This window comes from Pseudomonas sp. BNK-45 (genome assembly GCF_047456255.1).
In the GTDB taxonomy this organism is placed as follows: domain Bacteria; phylum Pseudomonadota; class Gammaproteobacteria; order Pseudomonadales; family Pseudomonadaceae; genus Aquipseudomonas.
Genome location: NZ_CP179909.1, coordinates 856590 through 876642, shown reverse-complemented (window position 1 = coordinate 876642; position 20053 = coordinate 856590). Strand labels below are relative to the sequence as shown.

General features: G+C 65.8%; 19 protein-coding genes. 10 read left to right on the top strand and 9 right to left on the bottom strand.

From position 1 onward, the window contains the following. The first annotated feature begins 129 nt into the window (after positions 1 to 129). The 8 genes from folE2 to thrS are packed head-to-tail and all read left to right on the top strand — an operon-like array spanning position 130 to position 7693. Complete coding sequence (gene folE2, locus ACMGG8_RS03980) at positions 130 to 1023, top strand: GTP cyclohydrolase FolE2 (protein WP_235759363.1); 894 nt, start codon at positions 130 to 132, stop codon at positions 1021 to 1023. Continuing rightward, complete coding sequence (locus ACMGG8_RS03975; RefSeq protein WP_414159205.1) at positions 1023 to 1688, top strand: metal ABC transporter ATP-binding protein; 666 nt, start codon at positions 1023 to 1025, stop codon at positions 1686 to 1688. The genes folE2 and ACMGG8_RS03975 overlap by 1 nt, the downstream gene beginning before the upstream one ends. Beyond that, a complete protein-coding gene (locus tag ACMGG8_RS03970) occupies positions 1688 to 2554 on the top strand; it encodes a metal ABC transporter permease (RefSeq protein ID WP_414159204.1) in 867 nt (288 codons plus the stop codon). The genes ACMGG8_RS03975 and ACMGG8_RS03970 overlap by 1 nt, the downstream gene beginning before the upstream one ends. 11 nt (positions 2555 to 2565) lie before the next feature. Beyond that, positions 2566 to 3450, top strand: coding sequence for a metal ABC transporter substrate-binding protein (locus ACMGG8_RS03965; RefSeq protein WP_414159203.1), 885 nt, complete (start codon positions 2566 to 2568; stop codon positions 3448 to 3450). Further along, positions 3447 to 3890, top strand: a complete 444-nt coding sequence (hisI, locus tag ACMGG8_RS03960) for a phosphoribosyl-AMP cyclohydrolase (RefSeq protein ID WP_414159202.1) — start codon at positions 3447 to 3449, stop codon at positions 3888 to 3890. The genes ACMGG8_RS03965 and hisI overlap by 4 nt, the downstream gene beginning before the upstream one ends. After that, positions 3880 to 4440: a DapH/DapD/GlmU-related protein gene (locus ACMGG8_RS03955; protein ID WP_060841819.1), complete on the top strand. Its 561-nt coding sequence runs from the start codon at positions 3880 to 3882 to the stop codon at positions 4438 to 4440. The genes hisI and ACMGG8_RS03955 overlap by 11 nt, the downstream gene beginning before the upstream one ends. 2 nt (positions 4441 to 4442) lie before the next feature. After that, positions 4443 to 5777, top strand: a complete 1335-nt coding sequence (locus ACMGG8_RS03950) for a dihydroorotase (RefSeq protein WP_060841820.1) — start codon at positions 4443 to 4445, stop codon at positions 5775 to 5777. Positions 5778 to 5803: 26 nt separating this feature from the next. Further along, on the top strand, positions 5804 to 7693 hold the full coding sequence (gene thrS / locus ACMGG8_RS03945; RefSeq protein ID WP_414159201.1) for a threonine--tRNA ligase: 1890 nt from the start codon (positions 5804 to 5806) through the stop codon (positions 7691 to 7693). 82 nt (positions 7694 to 7775) lie between these two features. Here the strand turns inward: thrS and ACMGG8_RS03940 are convergent, their stop codons facing one another. Beyond that, the gene (locus tag ACMGG8_RS03940; protein WP_016966262.1) at positions 7776 to 8300 is read right to left on the bottom strand and encodes a DUF3617 domain-containing protein; all 525 of its coding nucleotides are present in this window, start codon (positions 8298 to 8300) and stop codon (positions 7776 to 7778) included. A gap of 132 nt (positions 8301 to 8432) precedes the next feature. Here ACMGG8_RS03940 and cls point away from each other — a divergent pair, with 132 nt between their 5' ends. Beyond that, positions 8433 to 9872, top strand: coding sequence for a cardiolipin synthase (cls, locus tag ACMGG8_RS03935; RefSeq protein WP_060841822.1), 1440 nt, complete (start codon positions 8433 to 8435; stop codon positions 9870 to 9872). A gap of 19 nt (positions 9873 to 9891) precedes the next feature. Here cls and cfaB read toward each other — a convergent pair whose 3' ends face one another. The 8 genes from cfaB to hflK (ACMGG8_RS03895) all read right to left on the bottom strand — a co-directional run bounded on the left by cfaB (position 9892) and on the right by hflK (ACMGG8_RS03895) (position 19179). Further along, positions 9892 to 11079: a C17 cyclopropane fatty acid synthase CfaB gene (gene cfaB, locus ACMGG8_RS03930; protein WP_060841823.1), complete on the bottom strand. Its 1188-nt coding sequence runs from the start codon at positions 11077 to 11079 to the stop codon at positions 9892 to 9894. 85 nt (positions 11080 to 11164) lie between these two features. Next, on the bottom strand, positions 11165 to 11953 hold the full coding sequence (locus ACMGG8_RS03925; protein ID WP_060841824.1) for a DNA-binding domain-containing protein: 789 nt from the start codon (positions 11951 to 11953) through the stop codon (positions 11165 to 11167). Continuing rightward, positions 11944 to 12789, bottom strand: coding sequence for a DUF692 domain-containing protein (locus ACMGG8_RS03920; protein ID WP_235759354.1), 846 nt, complete (start codon positions 12787 to 12789; stop codon positions 11944 to 11946). The genes ACMGG8_RS03925 and ACMGG8_RS03920 overlap by 10 nt, the downstream gene beginning before the upstream one ends. 65 nt (positions 12790 to 12854) lie before the next feature. Beyond that, positions 12855 to 13106, bottom strand: a complete 252-nt coding sequence (locus tag ACMGG8_RS03915; protein WP_016966257.1) for a membrane protein — start codon at positions 13104 to 13106, stop codon at positions 12855 to 12857. A 139-nt stretch (positions 13107 to 13245) separates the two neighbouring features. Further along, entirely contained in the window at positions 13246 to 15147 is a 1902-nt protein-coding gene (locus ACMGG8_RS03910; RefSeq protein WP_414159200.1) for a cation-translocating P-type ATPase, read from the bottom strand. Next, positions 15144 to 16202: a protease modulator HflK gene (gene hflK, locus ACMGG8_RS03905; protein ID WP_060841827.1), complete on the bottom strand. Its 1059-nt coding sequence runs from the start codon at positions 16200 to 16202 to the stop codon at positions 15144 to 15146. The genes ACMGG8_RS03910 and hflK (ACMGG8_RS03905) overlap by 4 nt, the downstream gene beginning before the upstream one ends. After that, entirely contained in the window at positions 16199 to 17239 is a 1041-nt protein-coding gene (gene hflC, locus ACMGG8_RS03900; protein ID WP_060841828.1) for a protease modulator HflC, read from the bottom strand. The genes hflK (ACMGG8_RS03905) and hflC overlap by 4 nt, the downstream gene beginning before the upstream one ends. After that, positions 17236 to 19179 (bottom strand): protease modulator HflK, encoded by a 1944-nt coding sequence (gene hflK / locus ACMGG8_RS03895; RefSeq protein WP_414159199.1) that lies wholly within the window; start codon positions 19177 to 19179, stop codon positions 17236 to 17238. The genes hflC and hflK (ACMGG8_RS03895) overlap by 4 nt, the downstream gene beginning before the upstream one ends. A gap of 245 nt (positions 19180 to 19424) precedes the next feature. Between hflK (ACMGG8_RS03895) and ACMGG8_RS03890 the strand changes: the two genes are divergently transcribed. Continuing rightward, complete coding sequence (locus ACMGG8_RS03890; RefSeq protein ID WP_414159198.1) at positions 19425 to 20048, top strand: CDP-alcohol phosphatidyltransferase family protein; 624 nt, start codon at positions 19425 to 19427, stop codon at positions 20046 to 20048. The last annotated feature ends 5 nt before the right edge of the window (positions 20049 to 20053 follow it).

The following is a 20053-nucleotide window of genomic DNA, read 5'->3' as shown; positions in this document are numbered from 1 at the left end:
GGCAAATACCGCAAAAAAAGGAGCGTCCGTACTCACAAGGCAGGATGAACAACCGTCGAGGAAAAACTTCCCATCGGACGCATTGTTATAATATAACATGTCGAATTATTTCCCACGACGGACCTGTCCATGAACGCGCTGACTCTGCCGGATATCGCCGCGCAGGCCTCACGCCAAGCCTTGCCCCTGGAATGGGTGGGCATGTGCGGCATTGCCTTACCTGTAGTGATCGACGGCCAGCGAACCGCTGCCAAGGCCGATGCCGGTGTCAGCCTCGACGATGGCGAAGCGCGAGGCATTCATATGTCGCGCCTGTACCTGGCCCTGGAAATGCTCGAACAGGAAAGCCTCACCCCGGCGCTGCTGCGCCGGGTTTTGCAGCGTTTCCTTGATAGCCATGAAGGTCTGGCGCATAGCGCCTACCTGAGCATTCAGCTGGATCTGCTGCTGAAACGCCCGGCATTGGTCAGCCCTTTGGCCGGCTGGAAAAGCTACCCGCTAAGCATTGAAGCGCGGCTGAAAAACGCGATGTTCCACGTGGAACTAAAAATCGACGTGCCTTATTCCTCAACCTGCCCCTGCTCGGCGGCATTGGCGCGGCAACTGATCCAGCAGCAATTCATTGATGATTTTGCCGATCGGCCACTGCAACACACCGACGTCCTGGCTTGGCTGGGTTCGTCCCAAGGCATCGTCGCCACGCCCCACAGCCAGCGCAGCAACGCGGCATTGCATTTGCGCCTGGATGATTTCATTGACGAACTGCCGCTGATGGCCTTGATCAACGATGCAGAAAGCGCCCTGGGCACCGCTGTGCAAACCGCAGTCAAGCGCGCCGATGAGCAAGCCTTTGCCCTGGCCAACGGACAGAACCTGATGTTCTGCGAAGACGCCGCCCGCCGCTTGAACCTGGCCCTGCGTCGCTCACCCGGAATCAACGCCTTCCACCTGCGGGTGGTGCATGCCGAAAGCCTGCACGCCCATGACGCCGTGGCGGAAAGCCGCTGGAACTGGGAGGCCTGATGATCCGCTGCGAAAACCTGCGCTGGGGCGCCCCGGGGCAACCGCTGACCCCGGCGCTGGATCTGCACCTGCCCAAGGCCAGCCTGAGCGCGATCATCGGCGCCAACGGGTCGGGCAAGAGCAGCTTGCTGAAAGTCTTCGCCGGGTTGCAGAAGCCACTCTCGGGCAAGGTCCACCTGGGTACGCCGCGCGGCGGTCTGTCGTTCCTGCCACAGCAGCAACACCTGGACCGGCAGTTCCCCATCAGCCTGGAAGAACTGGTGGCCGGTGGCTTCTGGGGCAAACGTGAACCGGCCAGGGCCCGGGGAGAAAAGCTGCGCACGGTACTCGACGACTGGTGCCTGAGCGGCCTGGAAAAACGCCCGTTGATGGCCCTTTCCGGCGGCGAATTGCAACGCGCCCTGCTCGCCCGCTTGAGCCTGACCGAAGCACCGATACTGCTGTTGGACGAACCCCACGCCGCCCTCGACGAAACAGGCCAGGCCCTGCTCTGGCGCCACCTGCACAAGTGGCACGCTCAGGGCCGGACCCTGGTGGTGGTCTGCCATGACCTGGCCGCCGTGCGCCAGCACATCCCCCGGACCCTGCTGGTAAAAAGCAGCGGCTGCGTCTTCGGCCCCAGCCAAGAGCTGATCGCCCAACCACCCTGCGCGCAGGTGGCTTGATGCAGTTCGCCGCGCATTTCTGGCAGCCCTTCAGCGAGTTCCTGTTCATGCGCCGGGCCCTGCTCGGCGGCCTGGTCCTGGCCTGCAGCATCGGGCCTCTGGGGGTGTTTCTGATCCTGCGGCGCATGAGCCTGATCGGCGACGCGGTGGCCCACGGCATTCTCCCCGGCGCGGCCCTGGGCTTCTGGTTCGCCGGTCTCAGCCTGCCGGCCCTGACCCTCGGCGGGCTCGGCGCCGGCCTGGGCATGGCCGGGCTGGCCGCCTGGATCACCCGCCGCACCGGCCTGCGGGAAGACGCCAGCATCGCCGCTATCTACCCCATATCCCTGGCCAGCGGCGTGCTGATTCTCGGGCTGGCGGGCAAACGCCTGGACCTGTTGCACCTGCTGTTCGGCTCGGCCCTGGCGGTGGACGGGCCGACCCTCAACGGCATGCTCCTGGTCTCGACCTTCAGCCTGCTGGCCCTGGCCCTGATCTACAAGGCCCTGTTGCTGGACACCCTCGACCCGCTGTTCCTGCACAGCGTCAGCCGCCTGGGCCCCCTGGCCCATGGCCTGTTCCTGACCCTGGTGGTGCTCAATCTGGTGATGGGTTTCCAGGCCATCGGTGCGCTGATGGTGGTCGGCCTGACGATGCTGCCGGCCGCCGCCGCACGCTTCTGGAGCCGACGCCTGCCAAGGCTGCTGGGCATCGCCGCCCTGCTCGGCTGCCTGTCGGTCTGGCTCGGCCTGCTGCTGTCGTTCCATTACTCGCTGCCCAGCGGCCCGGCCATCGTCCTGGTGGCCGGCGGCCTGTACCTGCTGTCCGTGGTGTTCGGTCCGGTGCACGGCCTGCTGCACCGCCCACCCCTGCTCACATCCCCATGAGGTGTTTCCCGATGCGCGCTCTACTCGTGCTGTTCAGCCTGCTGCTGCCATTGTCCTGGTCCAGCGCTCAGGCCGCGGACAAGCTGGCCGTGGTGACCAGCTTCAGCATCCTCGCCGACCTGACCCGCCAGGTCGGCGGCGAGCATGTACAGATCACCAACCTGGTGGGCGCCGACGAGGACGCCCACACCTACGAACCCACGCCGGACGATGCCAAGGCCCTGCTCAAGGCCCGGCTGATCATCAAGAACGGCCTGGGTTTCGAGCCCTGGCTGGATCGCCTGGTGGCCAGCTCGGCCAGCAAGACGCCGGTGATCACCGCCAGTCGCGGGGTGATTCCACGCACCCTGGACGAGGACGGTGAACAGATTCCCGATCCGCACGCCTGGCACAACCTGGCCAATAGCGAACTCTACGTGCACAACATCACCCAGGCGCTGATCGCCGCCGACCCGACCCACCAGGCCGACTACCAGCGCAACAGCCAGGCCTACCTGCAGCAGATCTATCGCCTGCTGGCCGAAGCCAAGGCCAAGCTCGGCGCCCTGCCTGCGGGCAACCGCAAGATCGTCACCTCCCACGACGCCTTCGGCTACCTGGGTCAGGCCTACGGCATCGACTTCATGGCGCCCCAGGGCCTGTCCACCGAGCGTGAACCCTCGGCCGCCGAAGTCGCGGCGCTGATCACCCAGATCCGCAACGCCAAGGTCAAGGCGGTGTTCATGGAAAACATCAAGGACGCCCGCCTGCTCCAGCAGATCGCCGAGGAAAGCGGCGCCCGCATCGGCGGCACCCTGTACTCCGACGCCCTGGCGGCCAGCGGCCCGGCCAGCACCTTCATCGGCTTGTTCGAATACAACCTCAACACCCTGTACGACGCCTTGAGCCGGCCATGATCCAGCGCCCGCCGCTATCGCTGCTGGACCTGGAAAGCGCTGCCATGGGCAGTCGCTGGCCACTGACCGCGGTGCTCGATGCCCTGCCCTGGAACAGCGACGGCCTGATCGCCGCCATCGCCCAGCAACACGACAGCGGCGAGGTGCTGATGCTGGCCTGGATGAACCGCCGGGCCCTGGCCGAAACCCTGGCCAGCGGCCAGGTCTGCTACTGGTCGCGCTCGCGCCAGTGCCTGTGGCGCAAAGGCGAAAGCTCGGGCCACCGCCAGCGCCTGATCGAAGCGCGCCTGGACTGCGACGGCGACGCCGTACTGCTGCAGGTGGATCAGCACGGCCCGGCCTGCCACACCGGCCGCCCCAACTGTTTCTACAACGCCATTCGCGATGGCGCGGTGGAAGTCATCAGTTCCCCCTTGAAGGACTCGCGCCATGATTCGTAAAAACCCTTCCGGCGACCTGCCGGTGATCGCTGAATCCGCCTACGTCGACAAGACCGCCATCATCTGCGGCAAGGTGGTGATCGGCGACAACGTGTTCGTCGGCCCCTACGCGGTGATCCGCGCCGATGAAGTGGACGCCAGCGGCCAGATGCACGCCATCACCATCGGCGCCAACTCGAACATCCAGGACGGCGTGGTGATCCACTCCAAATCCGGTGCGGCGGTGACCATCGGCCAGCACACCTCCATCGCCCACCGCTCCATCGTCCATGGCCCCTGCGTGGTCGGCGACCGGGTGTTCATCGGCTTCAACAGCGTGCTGTTCAACTGCGAGGTGGGCGACGGCAGCGTGGTCCGGCACAACTCGGTGGTGGACGGTCGCGACCTGCCGCCGGGCTTCTATGTGCCCTCCACCACCCGCATCGGACCCAAGACCGATCTGGCGCAATTCCCTCCGGTGAGCATCAGCGCTTCGGAGTTTTCCGAAGACGTGGCCCGCACCAACGTCGATCTGGTGCGTGGCTACAAGGCCCTGCAGAACGAGTTCTGAGCATGAGCCGAATCCTTATCCGCAATGCCCGGCTGGTGAACGAAGGGCGCGAATTCGACGCCGACCTGCTGGTCAGCCATGGGCGTATCGACACCATCGGCAGCCTCGACCACCTCAGCGCCGACCTGGAAATCGACGCCCGGGGCCACTGGCTGCTGCCGGGAATGATCGACGATCAGGTGCACTTTCGTGATCCCGGCGCGCCGGAAAAAGGCAGCATCCACAGCGAGTCGCGGGCAGCGGTGGCCGGGGGCATCACCAGCTTCATGGACATGCCCAACACCTCACCGGCGACCCTGACCCTGGCCGCCCTGGCGGACAAGAAGCGTCGCGCGGCGGCCACCTCGGTGGCCAACTACGGCTTTCACTTCGGCGTCAGCAACGACAACCTGGACACCGTCGCCGCTCTGGACCCGACCCAGGTCGCCGGGGTCAAGGTGTTCATGGGGGCCTCCACCGGCAACATGCTGGTGGACGACCCCGAGGTACTGGACCGGCTGTTTCGCCAGGTGCCAACCCTGCTCCTGGCCCACTGCGAACACACCCCGAGCATCCAGGTCGTGCAACAACGCTGGCAGCAACTCTACGGCGAACAGATTCCCGCCGCCGCCCACCCGCGCATTCGCGACGCCGAGGCCTGCTACCGCTCCTCGTCCCTGGCGGTGGAACTGGCAAGGAAACACGGCACCCGCCTGCACGTGCTGCATTTGACCAGCGCCCGGGAACTGGCGCTGTTCGAGGATCGGCCACTGGCGCAAAAGCGCATCACCGCCGAAGTCTGCCTGCACCACCTGCTGTTCGATGACCGCGACTATCCGCGCCTGGGCCACCTGATCAAATGCAACCCGGCGATCAAGACCCAGGCCGATCGCGATGCCCTGCGCCAGGCCCTTAACAGCGAGCGCCTGGACGTCATCGGCAGTGACCACGCGCCCCACACCTGGGAGCAGAAGCAGCAGCCCTACACCCGCGCGCCAGCGGGCCTGCCCCTGGTGCAGCACGCCCTGCCGGCCCTGCTGGAGCTGGTGGCCGACCGGATCCTGCCGCTGACCACCCTGGTGGCCAAGACCAGCCATCGGGTGGCCGATCTGTTCGCCATTCCCGACCGCGGCTACCTGCGCGAAGGCTATTGGGCCGATCTGGTGCTGATCCGTCCCGAACCCGAAGGGCTGGCCGTGGACAGCCAGCCGATCCTGGCCCAATGCGCCTGGACGCCGTTCGCCGGCCGGCGCTTTCGCCATAGCGTCGCCACCACCCTGGTGTCCGGGCAGCTCGCCTGGCACCAGGGCCGCCTGTACGACCACTGTCAGGGCCTGCCCCTGCGCTTCACCCGTTAACCGCCTGATACCAAGGACCACCGAAGATGATCCGCATCACCCTGCCTGATGGCGCGTGCCGTGAGTACGACCAGCCGTTATCCGTGTTCGAGGTGGCCGCCAGTATCGGCAGTGGCCTGGCCAAAGCCGCCGTGGCCGGGTGGGTCGATGGCCGCCTGGTGGACTGCGACCACCTGCTGACCGGCGACGCGCGGCTGAGCCTCGTCACCGCGAGCGATCCCGAGGGACTGGAGGTGCTGCGCCACTCCTGCGCCCACCTGCTGGCCATGGCGGTCAAGCAGCTGTATCCCACGGCCCGGGTGGCCATCGGGCCACTGATCGAGGACGGCTTCTTCTACGACTTCGCCCATGAACGCCCCTTCACCCCCGAAGACCTGGCGCTGATCGAGGCGCGCATGCACAGCCTGGCCGCCACCAACCACCGCGTGCACCGCCGCGAGCTGTCCCGGGAGCAGGCGCTGCAACACTTCCAGGACCAGGGCGAGCCATACAAGGTCGAGCTGATCCGCGACCTGCCCGAGGACGCCGTGCTGTCGCTGTACCGTCAGGGCGACTTCGAAGACCTGTGTCGCGGCCCCCACGTGCGCAGCACCGGCCAGTTGCGCGCCTTCAAACTGACCAAGGTGGCCGGCGCCCATTGGCGTGGCGACGTCGACGGCGTACCGCTGCAACGAATCTACGGCACCTGCTGGGCCACCCACCAGGACCTGGACGCCTATCTGGCGCGCCAGGAACAGGCGGCCAGACGCGACCATCGCAAGCTCGGGCAACAGCTGGACCTGTTCCATTTCGACGACTGCGCCCCCGGCTCGGTGTTCTGGCACGCCAAGGGCTGGACCCTGTTCACGCAGTTGATCGGCTACATGCGCCAACGCCAGGAACAGGCCGGCTACCAGGAAGTGAACACCCCGGACGTGATGGACCGCAGCCTCTGGGAAACCTCCGGGCACTGGCAGAACTACCGCGACCACATGTTCACCACCAGCACCGAGGACCGGCGCACCTTCGCCCTCAAGCCGATGAACTGCCCCGGCGCGGTGGCGATCTTCGGCCACGGCAGCAAGAGCTACCGCGACCTGCCGCTGCGCCTCGCCGAATTCGGCAAGGTCCATCGCTACGAACCTTCGGGGGCGCTGCACGGCCTGCTGCGGGTGCGCCACTTCACCCAGGACGACGCCCACATATTCTGCACCGCGCAACAGATGCAGGACGAATGCGCCCGCATCATCGCCCTGGTGTTCGACATCTATAAGGAGTTCGGTTTCGACGAGGTGGCGGTGAAACTCTCCACCCGCCCGGCCCATCGCATCGGCAGCGATGACATCTGGGACCAGCTTGAAGGCGCACTGATCGGTGCCCTGCAAAGCATGCGGATCGACTATCGGCTCAACCCGGGAGAAGGCGCCTTCTACGGTCCCAAACTGGAGTTCGTACTGCGCGACGCCATCGGCCGCGACTGGCAGTGCGGCACCCTGCAGGTGGACCTCAACCTGCCCGAGCGCTTTGCCATCAGCTACGTCGACGACCACGGCGAACGGCGCCAGCCGGTGATGCTGCACCGAGCGCTGTTCGGTTCCCTGGAACGTTTTATCGGCATTCTCCTCGAGCACCATGGCGGTGCCCTGCCCCTGTGGCTGGCGCCGCAGCAAGTGGCGGTGCTGAACATCAGCGCGGCCCAGGCGGACTATGCCCAGGCCATCACCGAACGCCTGCGCCGGCATGGACTGCGGGCCCGTGCCGACCTGCGCAACGAAAAGATCGGCTACAAGATCCGCGAGCACAGCCTGCAGAAAGTGCCTTATCTGCTGGTGATCGGGGACAAGGAGCAAGCCGGAGGCTATGTCAGCCTGCGCAGCCGCAAGGGCGAAGACCTGGGGCAACTGACCCTGGAGCAGGCGGTGCAACGCATGGTCTAGGCGTGGCGCCGGCTTGTCGGCCAGGGCCCGGCGCCCGGTTTCTGGCGGGCTCCTGCACCGGCAAACCGGCTACGGGGCGGGATCAGGAAGCCCGGGGCTTGACCGTGCCGCAGTCCTGGCCGAGCCACACGGCGCGGGTGTCCATGCTGCCTTTTTGCTGTATGCCGGTGGCATTGAAGGTGCCGATCACGTTGGTGGTGAACTCGCGATCACTGATGAACCTGGCCACCCCGTTGCCCTGGGCCTTGGGACAACTGAAGCGAAACTTCCACTGGTTGCCGTTGCGCTCGGTGACCTGCTGCTGGCAGCCCGACTGCGGGTCCTGCAGCGGAATGGTATCGGACTTGACCTGATCCGGCGTCAGGCACACGCGAATGCCCTTGCCGCCCATGGTCACTCCCTGTTTCTCCAGCATGGCCCGTTGCTCAGGGGTCATCTGCTGCTGCAACTGGCCGAGGATCAGCGATAGATCCGGCAGGTTCTGGTCATCGACCTTCATGTTGCTGCTGGTCAGTTCCCACAAGCCCGGTTGCAGCATCTGCGCCTGCGCCGCCAGTGGCAGCGCCATTCCCGCCGCCAACGCCCAACCCAGTAAACGAAGTTTCATCGAATGACTCCTAGACAGTAGTGGCCGTTAGACTTCAAGCAAGGCACGGCGTTGCATGCAGAATAAAATAGCGACATTCGCCGTGGAACATGGTCTGTTAGGCATTGAATCTTCAGGAGCAAGGCTGCCCCCATGGATTATTTTGGCCCGCACATCTTCGGCTATCTCATTGCGCTGCTGCATTTTCTCGGGTTGATCGCCGCGATCCACGCGGTGTTCACCGTCAGGACCGCCCAGGGCGCCATTGCCTGGGCCCTGTCGCTGATGTTCATGCCCTACCTGACCCTGATCCCCTACCTGGTGTTCGGCCGCAGCACCTTCGACGCCTACATCAAGGCCCGGCGCCAAGCCAACGTGGAAATGCACAAGGCCATCAACGAGCTGAACTGGCGCCCCTGGGTCGAAGAAGCCCTGACCGCCCGGGCCTCCCAGGCCTATGCCTCGCTGCGGGCCATGCCCAAGCTCGGTCGCATGCCGTGCCTGGCCAACAATCGGCTGCGCCTGCTGGTCAATGGCGATGCCACCTTCGAAGCGATCTTCAACGCCATCCGCCGTTCCCACACGGCGGTGCTGATCCAGTTCTTCATCATCCACGACGACGAGTTGGGCCGGCGCCTGCAACGCCTGCTGCTGGAAAAGGCCGCCGAAGGCGTGTCGATCCACCTGCTCTACGACGGTATCGGCAGCCACTCCCTGCCCGCCAGCTACGTGCAGACCCTGCGCGACGCCGGGGTTCAGGTGCACGCCTTCGCCACCCGCAGTGGCTGGCTCAATCGCTTTCAGGTGAACTTCCGCAACCACCGCAAGATCGTGGTGGTGGACGGCATGCTGGGGTTTGTCGGCGGGCACAACGTCGGCGACGAATACCTGGGCAAGAAGCCGCCCCTGGCCCCCTGGCGCGATACCCACGTGCAGGTCAGCGGCCCGGTGGTGGCCTGCCTGCAGGAGTCCTTTGCCGAAGACTGGTTCTGGGCCGCACGGCAACTGCCACCGCTGATCCTGCCGGACGCCTACCCCGACGGCGGCGTGCTCTGCCAACTGCTGGCCAGCGGCCCGGCGGATGCCTACGAAACCTGCTCGCTGTTCTTCGTCGAGGCGATCCACGCCGCCAGCGAACGGGTGTGGATCACCAGCCCGTACTTCATTCCCGACGAGGCGGTGTTCGCCGCCCTGCGCCTGGCGGTGCTGCGCGGTGTGGACGTGCGCATCCTGCTGCCGGCGCGACCGGACCATCGCATCGTCTACGCCGCCTCCAGCCTCTATGCCTTCGAGGCGGTGCGCGCCGGGGTCCGGGTCTTCCGTTATCAGCCCGGGTTCCTGCATCAAAAAGTAGTGTTGATCGACAACGAGATCAGCGCCATTGGCAGCGCCAATCTGGACAACCGCTCCTTCCGCCTGAATTTCGAAGTGATGTTGCTCACCGTGGACGACGACTTCGCCACCGAGGTGGAGGACATGCTCAAGGCCGACTTCGCCAAGGCCCGGGAAGTCGCCAAGGAAGAAAGCCGCCAGACCCACCGCCTGCAACAACTGGGCATGCGGGTCGCGCGGCTGATTTCACCGATTCTGTAAGTCGCCGCTCAGGGTCGGCCTAAGGGTGGTAGAGGTCGTCGCGGGTCCAGGGCAACTCATGGCTGCCATCGGCATGGGCCTTGACCGCGAGGATCTGGTGCAGGTTGATCCAGCCCTTGGCGAACGCATAGGCGCACCCCGCCAGGTACAGTCGCCAGATCCGTAGCGCCTGCTCGGGAACCAGCCGGGCGGCGGCCTCCAGGTTGTCCTCCAGGCGTTCGCTCCAGTGGTCCAGGGTGCGGGCGTAATGCAGGCGCAGGCTTTCGACATCGACGATTTCCAGCCCGGCGTCGCTGATCTGCGCGGAGATCATCGCCAGGTGCGGCAGCTCGCCATTGGGGAACACGTAACGCTCGATGAAGTCACCGGCGCCCCGGCCCACGGGACGTCCATCGATGTGCTTGGCGGTGATCCCGTGGTTCATCACCAGGCCGCCTTCGCGCACCGCGTTGAACAGGGTCCGGCAATACTGCGCCAGGTTGGCGTGGCCCACGTGTTCGAACATGCCGACGCTGACCACCTTGTCGAAGCGGCCATCCTGGGGCAGATCGCGATAGTCCAACAGCTGCAGTTCCACCAGATCGTCCAGGCCCTCGGCACTTACCCGCTCCCGCGCCAGGGCCAGTTGCTCCTTGCTCAGGGTGATGCCGAAGACCCTGGCGCCGAACTCGCGGGCCGCGTAGCGGGCCAGTCCGCCCCAGCCGCAACCCACGTCCAGCAGGTAGTCCCCCGGTTGCAGGCGCAGCTTGCGGCACAGATGGCGGAACTTGGCTTGCTGGGCCTGCTCCAGGGACTCGCTGCCGGTCTCGAAATAGGCACACGAATAGGCCATGTCACTGTCGAGCCAGAGCTGATAGAAGGCGTTGGAAAGGTCGTAGTGATAGGAAATGGCGGCCGCGTCCGTGGCCTTGTCGTGCAGGGTGCGCACCGGCTGATTGTCGCCGTCCTCATCCAGCAGGGCCTGGCTCAGCTCGTCGCAGACCCGGATGACTTCGCTGATGGAACCTTCGAGTTCCAGCTTGCCCTCGACAAAGGCGCCCCCCAGCGCATCGAGGCTGGGATGGGTGAATTGCGCGACCAGCTGCGGGTCCTTGACCACGATGGTGACGCTGGGCTCCGGCCCAAGATTGAATTCATGGCCATCCCAAAGCCGCAGGCGCAAGGGCAATTGCAGATTCTGTAAGGCCGGTGGAAGTTGCGCGAGCATGAAAAATCCCCCCTGTTTCAGACGTCTGAAATGAGGGTAGACCATCTTGAAAAAATAGCTGGCTATCGAATTTCCAGCGTTTTTTTCAGGATTCGCGGCGAACCACCAGGCCCTCTTCGACCCACTGTTTCAGCCAGGTAACCGCCTGCAACGGGGCCCCCTCAGAGCAAGTGACGGCCAGCTCGGCGCAGAGTTCCGCGAAATTCCACTGTTGCTCGATCATGCCCCGCAGTGCTGCGGCTTCTTCGGCTGTCAGGCTGCGATACCGACAGACCCGCTCCGCTCGCCAGACCAGGCACACCTGTTGCTGATCGAGTAAGGCACTGTCGGGGAAATCCCCCTGCTCCTTGACCGCGCGCCACTGGGCCAGGCTGTTGTAGCGACAGTCGAGCCACTGCACACAGGGCGCCAGGCGCAGTTGCAGCAGCGGCCATTGTTCGGCCTCCAGCCCGGCCATGGCGGCCACTGTCAGCACCTGGGCTTCGGCGGCATCGAAGGCCAGGGTGAAGGCCCATTCCAGGCGTGCCAGTTCCGCCAGGGGCGCGCCCTGCTCCGGCACCAGATGGCCCTGGATAAACTCGGCAAAACCCTGCCCCAGCCAGCGCAGGCTGAAATGCCGGGACGGGCATTGGCGAATATAGGCGCCGGTCAGTGCCTGGAATTCAGCGTCCCCCAGCCAGTGCCAGATGGCCGGGAAGTCGCTGCCCATGACCTCCTGCAGCCGGGCCAGGTAGGCGTTGTGATAGATCGCCAGGCCCGTCTCGACATCCAGGGTCGGGCCACCGATCAGGCTCTCTTGCAGAGCCGCGCGAGCCTGGGCCTGTTCACCCAGCAGATAGCTTTCGAAAGCCCGTTGCCAGTCATTCAGGCGCATCGCTGCCTCCCGGCCAGAGCCTGTTGCCCGAGCGCGCGGGCCTTGTGCAGTTCGGTGAGCAGCTCTTGCAAGGGTGGAAAATGATCGTCGCGCTCCAGCAGGGTCGCCACCGGCCCCAGGTGTTCAAGGGTGCGTTGATACAGTGCCCAGACCGGATCGCACACCGGATGGTCGTGGGTGTCGATCACGTAATCGCCGTAGTCCTGGTGCCCGGCCAGATGCAGTTGCCGCACCCGCTGCGCCGGCAACCCCTGGATGAACTGCCAAGGATCGAAACCGTGATTGCGCGCACTGACATAGACGTTGTTCACGTCCAGCAGCAGCTCGCAGCCGCTGAGCTGGCTCAAGGCCGCGAGAAACTCCCATTCGCTGAATTGATCAGCCGCGGCGCGCACGTAACTGGAGACGTTCTCCAGCACCAGGGGCCGCTCCAGCACGTCCTGTACCTGACGCACCCGACCCGCCACGTACTCCAGGCTTTCCTCGGTGTAGGGCAAGGGCAGCAGATCGTGCAGTTGATGAGCGTTGCCCCGGCTCCAGCACAGGTGATCGGAGACCCAGGCCGGGTCCACCTGTCGGGCCAGTTGCTTGAGTTGCTTGAGGTAGTCCAGGTCCAGGGCGTGGGGGCCGCCAATGGACAGCGACACCCCATGCATCACGATGGGGTAACGCTCGGCAATGGCGTCCAGGTAATACAGAGCCTTGCCGCCCTCGACCATGAAGTTCTCGGACACCACTTCAAACCAGTCGATATCCGGTGCTTCTTCGAGAATCTGCTGGTAGTAGGCGCTGCGCAAACCCAGGCCGTAGCCCAGGCAGGAAGAAAGATCAGACATAGCGAACTCCTCGCAACGTGGCCGCAGTGGTGGTCAGCCCCACTGCGGCAGCACGGATTCGCCGCTTACTCGCCGACTTTGCCGCCGGCTTTTTCGCACGCCGCCTGGGTCATGGCCTTGAACCCCTGGCCCTTGCAGGCGCCCATGCCTTTGCAGGCGTGGTCCTTGGTCTTGCAGTCGTTCTGGCCTTTGCAGGCGTTGACGCCGTAGCAGTGCACCTGGGCATCGGCAGCAGACACTTGAGTCACGACACCGGCAAACATGGTGGCGGCAGCAAAGGCCAGGGCAGCACCGGCAGCGGTTTTCTTCATGTTCATTTTTTATTCCTCAATAGTCGCAAGGGGGCGACGGGCAGCTTGTGCAATCCCGTCATAGCACTAGAGAGAGGAGGCATCCCGGCGTTACAGCCGGGATGAAAAAAAACTGCACAGCCGCGTTTCGCCGGCAAGCCGGCGGCTACAGCTTGAGCAGCGGCTCCTGGAACCGCAGCAGACGACCGGCATTGCCCAGCACCAGCAAGGTGCTGAGGTTATGCAGCAGCGCAGCGATCATGGCCCCCGCCGCTCCCAGCCAGCCAAAGGCGGCAAAGGCGACGATGGCCAGGGTCCAGCCCAGGCCGATGATCACATTGACCTGCAAGGTGCGCCGGCATTCGCGGCTCAGGCGCACGCAGGTGCCCAGGCGTCGCAGGTCGCTGCCGATCAGCACCACGTCCGCCGAGGCCAGGGCGATGTCGGCGCCACCGGCCCCCATGGCCACGCCCACCACCCCGGCTTTCAGCGCCAGGGAATCGTTGATGCCGTCCCCCACCACCATCGGCCGGAAGCCCTTGTCGATCTCCCCCAGCACGCGCTTGAGTTTGTCTTCCGGCAGGGCCTGGGCCTGGACATCGCTGATCCCCACCTCCAGGGCCAGACTGTCCGCCACGCTCTGCCGGTCGCCGGTGAGCAACAACTGCCGCCCCAGCCCCAGCTCGCGCAACTCCTCCAGCGCATGCTGAGCCTCGGGCTTGACGCTGTCGGCCAGCAGCAACCAACCGAGGAACTCGCCATTCAGCGCAAGCCCGGCAATCGGTCCGTCATGCCTCGGCACCGGGCTGGTAGTGATGCCCAACTGGCTGAACAGCTCTGGGCGCCCAAGGGCCGCTTCGCCCTCCCCGGTACGGGCCACCACGCCCAGACCCTGACGTTCATGGATGTCGCCGAGCGGCCATTGGTCTTCCTGGGGCACCAACCCGGCCAAGGCCCGGCTGACCGGGTGACTGCTGGCCGAGCCGAGGCTGGCGGCCAGATTGAGCAGGTCCCGCTGGTCTTCCCGAGGGCTGTCGATGGCCTGCAGGCGCAAGGTGCCGAACGTCAGGGTGCCGGTCTTGTCCACCACCAGGGAGGTCAGGTCCGCCAGTTCTTCAAGAAACGCCGAGCTGCGGATCAGGATGCCGTGGCGCGCGGCCACGGCGATCCCGGCAATGGCCGTGGCCGGTGCCGACAGCACCAGGGCACAGGGACAAGCCGCCACCAGCACCGCGAGCATGGCCTGGGCATCGCGGGTGATGAACCAGGTCACCGCCGCCAACAGCAGCACCAGCACCAGGTAACTGCCGGCATAGCGTTCCAGCAAACGGGTGATGGGCGGCTTGGCCCGTTCAGCGCTCTGCATCAGGCCGATGACCTTGCCCAGGGTCGACTCTTCACCCGTGCGGGTCACTTGCAGGCGCAACAAGCCATCCAGGTTGATCGCCCCGCCGAATACCTGCATGCCCACCGTGGCTTCCAGGGGCACCGACTCGCCGGTGATCGGCGCGGTGTCCAGGCTGGCCTGGCCGGACAGCACCACGCCGTCGGCGGGCACTCGGTCGCCGGCGCGCACTTCCACCCGATCACCGGCCTTGAGGCTGGCGTTGTCCACTTCCAGCACACTGCCGTCGGCCTGGACCTTGCGCGCCAGGCTGCGGGTCAGGCGTCCCAGGGCGTCGATGGCTTCCTGGGAGCCGATCACGCTGCGCTCCTCCAGCACGTGGCCGAAGATCATGATGATCGGCAGCAAGGCGGCGGTCAGCAGATCGCCGGTGGCCCAGGCGCCGAGCATGGCCAGGGCGATCAGTTGATCGGTGATGCCGTGCAGGCTGGGATAACGCAGGCTGAACCAGGCCGAGCGCATCACCGGCACCGCCACCAGCAAGGACGCCACCCCCAGCAGCAACTGGCTCACGCCCTCCTGCTGCGGGGCCTGCCAGCGCCACAGCAGTCCCAGCCCCAACAGCCCCAGGGCCAGCATGGCCAGGGTCAGTTGGCGCGCGGCGCTGCGTTGCTCGGCGGTGGTCAGCATGCTGGCGGGGGCCGCCTGGGTTGAAGCAGTCATTGTTCGGCTCCCTGAATGATCAGGCGGGAATCGTCTTTGGGGTCGACCGTGGTCAGCGAGCCGGCCTGCCCGAGAATCTTCGGCAGGCGCTCGCGGTAGATGCGCAGGAGCATTTCCGGATCGGTGCCATCGCGTTGTGCCTGGGCCAGGCTCTGCACCGTGGCGGTCTGGGCCCGGGCCAGGGCCAGGCGTTCGCTGGCCTGGGCATGGGCCACCTGCAGGCTGTGATCGGCTTGCTGGTTGGCGCTCTGGGTCAGCTTCTCGGCCTCGGTACGGGCATTGGCCACTGCCTTGTCGGCTTGCTGGCTGGCGGTCAGCACCGCATTGAAGGCACTCACCGCCGGTTGTGGCAGGCTCGACTGCACGTCCACCCGCGTCACTTCCAGGCCAATGCCCTGGCCGCTGGCGGTCAGTTGCGCCAGCCGCTGGTTGATGCTTTGCAACAGATCGCCCCGCAGCCGCTCACGGCGTTCGGCGGCCTGATTGTCCGTGCCCATCAACTCCGGACGCGCCACCAGGATGGTGTCCAGATCACGGGCGGCGGCCAGGGCCAGGGCACTGCGGGTCACCAGGCGATCCAGGGCCGGCAGCACATGCTCGCCCTGCAGCACATAGGCGAAAGGGTCACTGACCTTGTAGAAGACCCGCACATCCAGTTGCACCACCCCGGCATCGCCGGTAAGCAGATAGCCCGAACCGGCCAGGGCGTCGTTCAAGGGGGTGGCCAGACTCGCCACCCGGTCCCCTTCCAGGGCAGCGTCGGAACGCAGCAAGCCTTCGACCCGGCGTTCCAGCACCCGGTCGGCGGCGGGCAACAGCACCACCTGTTCGAAGGGCTGCGGCCAGGCCAGGAGCAAACCAGCGTTCTGCACCCGCTGCAGCGCGCCAAAGTGCAACACCAGGGCCCGGTTCTGCGGATCGATCTGCCGCACATTGGATATCGCCCAGGCCACCGCCGCCAGCACCGTGACCACGTACAGCGCGATAAACGCCAGACGACCGGCCTGGATCCACGGGCTGCTCAGTTCATTTGTTCCACGTGGAACCTTGTTCATGGCTGCGATCCGGAGGCTTTGTTCGGCAGGCTCGGCGGGCCGTCCACCAGTACCCGGAACGGCGCGGCATCGGTGCGCAGGATCAGCTTGGTGCCCGGCGTCACCACGGTGCCCAGGGTGTCCAGGGAGCGCAGCAGGTTGTACAGCTGGGGCGAGCTGGCGTAGGCGCGACCATAGATCTGCGCCGCTTCCACCCGCGACTGGGCTTCGATATCCGCGGCTTTCACCCTCGCATCGGCCTGGACAATCCGCGCGTCGCGCTCGGCAGCGGAACGGATCTGCGCCGCCTCGCGCTTGCCAATGGCGGTGCGCTCGGTGGCGATGGTTTCCCGCTCGGCGCGCATGCGATCCACCGTGGCAGTGAGGGTCACCGACGGCAGGGTCAGGCGCTCGATGCCCACCTGCACCACCTGCACGCCATATGTCGCCAGCAGTTGCTGATCGATCTGCTTGCGCAATTGCGCTTCAAAGTCAGCGATCCGCACCTGGCCGGCATCAGTGTTCACCAGATTGGCCAGATCGAAACTGCTGGCGGTGGTTTCCAGCGCGGAGCCGACGAAGGTGCGGATCTGCCGCGCCGCTTCATCGGGCTGGTTCTGCACGGCACGCATGAAGCGCTGCACGTTGTCCGGGTCGCCCTTGACCCGCCACGCCACATAGGCCTGGACGATGATGCGCAAACCGTCGCGGGTGCCCACATCCTGCAAACCGCTGGAGGTGGTGCGCAGACGCAGATCCACCGGAATCGCCGCTTCGAACGGCGCCGGCCAGCGCCAGCTCAGGCCCGGTTCCAGCAGCACCCGTGCCGGGTTGCCGAAACGGGTGATCACCGTGGCCTCGCCGGAGCGCACCTGCACCAGGCTCGCGGCGGCGACGGCGAACAGCACCAGCAGCAGCGCCCAGCTCATGCGCCGCCAGGGGAAGGGCCCGGCCTCGGCCGGCGCGCCGTGATGATGGTGGTGATGACCATGATGGTGATGATGGCCGTGCCCATGGTCATGAGCGGCGTGATCGTGGGAGTGGGCAGACTGGCTCAATGGACGGCTCCTGGCTGAGCGGCTTTGCCCCGCGCCACAGGGTCGGCGGGCGGGGTGAATGTACGCAGATCGAGGGTCGGCGCGCTGGCGCCCCCCAGACGATGATCGAGAATCAGCAATTTGGCCTGGCTCAGGCCCAGGCTCAGCTGGCTCAGGTATTGCTCCAGCACGAAGGCCTGCCCGGCGCTGGCGTAGGCCTGCTGCTCGGCGGCAAAGCGCAGGTCGGCGGCCTGGGCCGTGGCCTGCACTTCACGGGCATCGGCCCGGGCCTGGTCATTCGCCACACTGGCCTGCAATTGCGCCTGATTGGTTTGCTCGGCGGCCGCACCCCGCTCCCGGGAGATCAGCGCCTGGGCAGCAATCTGCGCCGCTTGCACGCCGTGATAGGCATTGGCGGCACCGGCCGGTGGATGGATGGCCTCCACCACGGTGGCGAGGATTTCCACGCCGCTGTCCAGCTGGCTCAGGTCGGCCTGCACGGCCTTGCCGATGTCGTCCGCCAGCCCGGTGCGGTCCTCGCCCAACAGGCCGTCGAGGGTGCGCGAAGCGAAGTCGTGCACCAGCACCCGGCTGGCGGTGCTGCGGATCAAGGTCGGCACATCGCTGCTGTTGTAGGTCGCGGCCAGCGCCGCCCTGTCATCCAGGCCGATGCGGTAGACGAAACGCACGTCCATGTTGACGATCTGAAAGCTCTGTTGCTGGCCGCTGCCACTGGCGATGACCTGGGATTTGTCATTCACGTGGCTGGCGTCCCACAGGCGGTTGGCAATTGCTGGCGCCGGGCCTTCGGCCGGAGCCAGCTGGACCGGCTGCGGGCTGTCGCCGACGCTGGTGGCCAACTCGTGGACCACGCCGTTTTCCACCCTGATGACCCGGCCCAGCGGCCAGGGCAGCCCCACATGCAGACCTGGGCCGAAGACTTGCACCGGCTTGCCAAAGCGCTCATAAATGCCGCGATTTTGCAGCGAAAGCTCATGAACGCCGGTCAACAGCCAAGCGATTGCCAGCACCACCGCCAGCACCGGCAACAGCGCCCGGCGCATGTAGGTAAACGCCCAAATCTGCCGCAGATCGATGCCGAACCGGTTGTGCAACTCATGCTGCAGACTGAGCAGCGGTTGCGGCGGCCAGCGCAGCATGTCGGCGATCACGCTGTGGGCCAGCAAGCGCGGTTCAAGCTGTTCACGTTGCGGACTGAACAGCGACAACAGCGCCCGCAGCAGCAACTCCCCCGCCACCAGCGCCGGCAGCAGCCCGGTCAGCACCGCCAGGCGCACCGGCCACAGCGCCGTGTCGCTGCTGAACAACAGGCACAGGGCGCTGACCAGCAGGCACAGGATCGACACCCGCAACAGTTGCGCCAGGGCGCCGGCCTCCGGCCACTCCAGGGCCGGTTCCTGGGCCAGTTGGCGCTCCAGCACCAGCAGGGCAAAGGCCAGCAGCAGTGCCAGCACCGCGGCGACACTGGCACTCAGGCCCAGAGCGGTGGCGGGCAAGCTCAGGTTGAACACCTGCGACAGGCTATACAGGATCAGCAGCGACCAGCCGGCGAGCCACAAGGTCGGGGCGCCGATCTGCCGCAACAGGCGTCGCCAGCGCAGCGCCAGGGTCGCCGAGAAGCCGGTACGCGGCGGCTCCTCGGGCATCTGCGGCGCCGCCGGCGCAGGGTTGATCGCCTGCTCCCGCCAGCGACTGAGCCAACAGGCCGACTGCAAACCCGCCACCGCCACCAGCAAGGCGCAGGACAGGTTCACCAGCAGCGCCGGCCAGATCGTCTGCGCGGCGAACAGGTCGACGAACACCGCCGACACCAACCCCAGCACCGCCAGCCCGAGCAGGCCCGTGCCCCAACGCTGCAAGCGCCCGGCGTGAACAGCCGCCCGCTGAAACCGTGGCAAGGCGGCCACTTCGGCGCCCTGTGTCTGAAGATCGACTTGCATACCACCCCGCCGCTCTGGCCCGGCCCTGTGGATAAGTCCCGGGCCGAAAAAAGTTGAAACAATTCGTTACTGTATAACCCATCGGGTGAAATTTTTGTCGCACGCCATGCCTTTTCATCTATGGCGTGCGTCGAAGACACAACTGGCAGCCATTTGCCTGTGCAGAAACTTCTGATGTCAGCCCCCTGGCATTTGTGGCAATAATCCAGCCCTGCTCACCGCGTGCGACAAGGAACCGTCCCATCATGCTCTCGATTTACCAGCTCAAACCGCGCTTTCAGAACCTGCTGCGGCCGTTGGTGCAGCGCCTGTACGACAACGGCACCACCGCCAACCAGATCACTATCCTGGCCGCCGTGATCTCACTCCTGGTCGGCACCGTCATCGCCCTGTTCGCCAGCCACGCCTGGCTCTTCGCCCTGATTCCGCTGTGGATGATCCTGCGCATGGCGCTCAATGCCATCGACGGCATGCTGGCCCGGGAATTCGGCCAGCAGTCGCGCCTGGGCGCCTACCTCAACGAACTGTGCGACGTGGTCGCCGACAGCGCGCTGATCCTGCCCTTCGCCCTGCTCCCGGGTGTCAGCCTGCTACTGGTGCTGGCCGTGACCCTGCTGGCGCTGTTCAGCGAATACGCCGGGGTGCTCGGGCCGATGGTCGGCGCGTCACGGCGCTACGACGGCCCCATGGGCAAGAGCGACCGCGCCTTCATTCTTGGCGTGCTGGCCACCGGCATCGCCCTGGGCTGGCTCGGCGCCCTGTGGATCAACGGAGTGCTGGCACTGGTTGCCGCTTTGCTGGTCTACACCCTGATCAATCGGGTCCGCCAGGGCCTCAAAGAAGTTCAGCACAACGCTCCCTCTGCATAAGGAAA

Bases quoted from the DNA above. Each gene is read 5' to 3' on its own strand.
- ACMGG8_RS03920 (WP_235759354.1), bottom strand. From the start codon at position 12,789: ATGTCTGATCTTTCTTCCTGCCTGGGCTACGGCCTGGGTTTGCGCAGC.
- ACMGG8_RS03910 (WP_414159200.1), bottom strand. From the start codon at position 15,147: ATGACTGCTTCAACCCAGGCGGCCCCCGCCAGCATGCTGACCACCGCC.
- hflK (WP_060841827.1), bottom strand. From the start codon at position 16,202: ATGAACAAGGTTCCACGTGGAACAAATGAACTGAGCAGCCCGTGGATC.
- hflK (WP_414159199.1), bottom strand. From the start codon at position 19,179: ATGCAAGTCGATCTTCAGACACAGGGCGCCGAAGTGGCCGCCTTGCCA.
- ACMGG8_RS03925 (WP_060841824.1), bottom strand. From the start codon at position 11,953: ATGCGCCTGAATGACTGGCAACGGGCTTTCGAAAGCTATCTGCTGGGT.
- ACMGG8_RS03965 (WP_414159203.1), top strand. From the start codon at position 2,566: ATGCGCGCTCTACTCGTGCTGTTCAGCCTGCTGCTGCCATTGTCCTGG.
- ACMGG8_RS03890 (WP_414159198.1), top strand. From the start codon at position 19,425: ATGCTCTCGATTTACCAGCTCAAACCGCGCTTTCAGAACCTGCTGCGG.
- hisI (WP_414159202.1), top strand. From the start codon at position 3,447: ATGATCCAGCGCCCGCCGCTATCGCTGCTGGACCTGGAAAGCGCTGCC.
- ACMGG8_RS03940 (WP_016966262.1), bottom strand. From the start codon at position 8,300: ATGAAACTTCGTTTACTGGGTTGGGCGTTGGCGGCGGGAATGGCGCTG.
- folE2 (WP_235759363.1), top strand. From the start codon at position 130: ATGAACGCGCTGACTCTGCCGGATATCGCCGCGCAGGCCTCACGCCAA.
- cls (WP_060841822.1), top strand. From the start codon at position 8,433: ATGGATTATTTTGGCCCGCACATCTTCGGCTATCTCATTGCGCTGCTG.
- ACMGG8_RS03955 (WP_060841819.1), top strand. From the start codon at position 3,880: ATGATTCGTAAAAACCCTTCCGGCGACCTGCCGGTGATCGCTGAATCC.
- ACMGG8_RS03970 (WP_414159204.1), top strand. From the start codon at position 1,688: ATGCAGTTCGCCGCGCATTTCTGGCAGCCCTTCAGCGAGTTCCTGTTC.
- cfaB (WP_060841823.1), bottom strand. From the start codon at position 11,079: ATGCTCGCGCAACTTCCACCGGCCTTACAGAATCTGCAATTGCCCTTG.
- ACMGG8_RS03950 (WP_060841820.1), top strand. From the start codon at position 4,443: ATGAGCCGAATCCTTATCCGCAATGCCCGGCTGGTGAACGAAGGGCGC.
- ACMGG8_RS03975 (WP_414159205.1), top strand. From the start codon at position 1,023: ATGATCCGCTGCGAAAACCTGCGCTGGGGCGCCCCGGGGCAACCGCTG.
- ACMGG8_RS03915 (WP_016966257.1), bottom strand. From the start codon at position 13,106: ATGAACATGAAGAAAACCGCTGCCGGTGCTGCCCTGGCCTTTGCTGCC.
- thrS (WP_414159201.1), top strand. From the start codon at position 5,804: ATGATCCGCATCACCCTGCCTGATGGCGCGTGCCGTGAGTACGACCAG.